2 protein-coding genes are annotated in these 1,531 nt (G+C 72.0%); both read right to left on the reverse strand.

Annotated elements, in window-relative coordinates; all coding sequences use genetic code 11:
* A partial coding sequence (locus AC27VN_RS41170; RefSeq protein WP_490880472.1) for an SDR family NAD(P)-dependent oxidoreductase occupies positions 1 to 111 on the reverse strand: 111 nt, incomplete at its 3' end.
* Between the two features lie 62 nt (positions 112 to 173).
* Positions 174 to 1,531 (reverse strand): ATP-dependent acyl-CoA ligase (locus AC27VN_RS41175; protein ID WP_490880471.1); only part of this gene is annotated, 1,358 nt, incomplete at its 5' end.

A 1,531-nucleotide genomic window follows, 5' to 3' on the forward strand; every position in this document is an offset into this window, starting at 1 on the left:
CAGCGTGAGCACCGCGCCCTCGGCCGCGAGGGTGCGTGCGATCTCGGCGCCGATGCCGCGCGCGGCACCGGTGACCAGGGCATGGCGGCCGGAAAGAGAATTTGCTTGCATGGCAATAATATTTAGTCCTAAACCATTCTAGCGTTTTGCCGCCCCGGGCCCCGGCCGCCGACTCAGGCGCGCCGCGCCGGCTGCCGATCCCAGGTGCCGGGCGTCACGCCGCGCTCGCGCAGCTTGTACTTCTGGACCTTGCCGTTCTCGGTGCGCGGCAGGTCCTCGAGGATGTCGATGTAGCGCGGCACCGCGAAGTACGGCAGCCGCGCCTCGCAGAAGGCCGCGAGCTCGGCGGGTTCCACCGCCGTGCCGGGGCGCGCGATCAGCGCCGCCATCACCTCGTCCTCGGCCAGCTCCGAGTGCACCGGGTAGACCGCCACCGCCGCCACGCCCGGATGGCTCAGCAGCACCTGCTCGACCTCGAAGGAGGAGATGTTCTCGCCGCGCCGGCGGATCGCGTCCTTGAGCCGGTCGACGAAACGGAAGGCGCCGTCGGCATCGCGCACCACGCGGTCGCCGGTGTGGAACCACAGGTTGCGCCAGGCCTCGACGGTCTTGGCCGGCATGTTGAAGTAGCCGCTCGCGAAGGCATGGGGCTCGCTCGCGCGCAGCAGCAGCTCGCCGGCCTCGCCGTCGGGCAGCTCGACATCGTGCGCGTCGGCCACGCGCGCCTCGAAGCCCGGGCGCACCCAGCCCATCACGCCGCCGCGCGGCGAATCGGGCGCGGTGCTGATGACGAAGTTGGTCTCGGTCGAGCCGTAGCCCTCGAGCAGGCGCACGCCCGTGCGTTCCAGGAAGCTCTGCATCGCATGCGCCGGCACGCCCGGGCCCAGGCCCACGCGCACCCGGTGCGCGCGCTCGCCCGCTCCCTCGGGCTGCGCCAGCAAGATCGGCACCATCGCGCCCAGCAGGTAGACCACGGTGGCCTCGTGCGCGCGCATCGCCTCCCAGAAGCCCGAGGCCGAGAAGCGCGCCTCGAACACCACGCGGCAGCCGGTGATCGCGGCCTGCGCGAAGGTGTTGAGCGCATTGATGTGGAACAGCGGCAAGGTGGTGCACAGCACGTCGTCGGCGCCCACGCCGAGCACGGCCGCGCTGTTCACGCCCCACCAGTAGTACTGCGCATGCGGGCAGGTCACGCCCTTGGCCGGGCCGGTGGTGCCCGAGGTGTAGAGGATCGCGAGCGTGTCGCCCGGCTGCACCTCGGCCGCGGCGATCGCTTCGCCATCGGCCGGCCAGGCCTGCACCGCCACGCCCTCGAGCGCGATCTCGCCCTCGCCGATCACCCACACCGTGCGCAGCGCGGTGCGCGCGAGGTCGACGCCGGCCAGCCGGTCGAGGAAGGCGCTCTCGATCACCAGCAGCCGCGCCGCGCTGTCGGCCAGGAAGTATTCGATCTGCGGCGCCATCGAGGCCGTGTTGATCGGCACCATCGCCGCGCCGAGCCAGCCGCAGCCGCCGAGCGTCTCGAGCACCT

This window comes from Variovorax sp. 20P10.2.4, assembly GCF_058244205.1.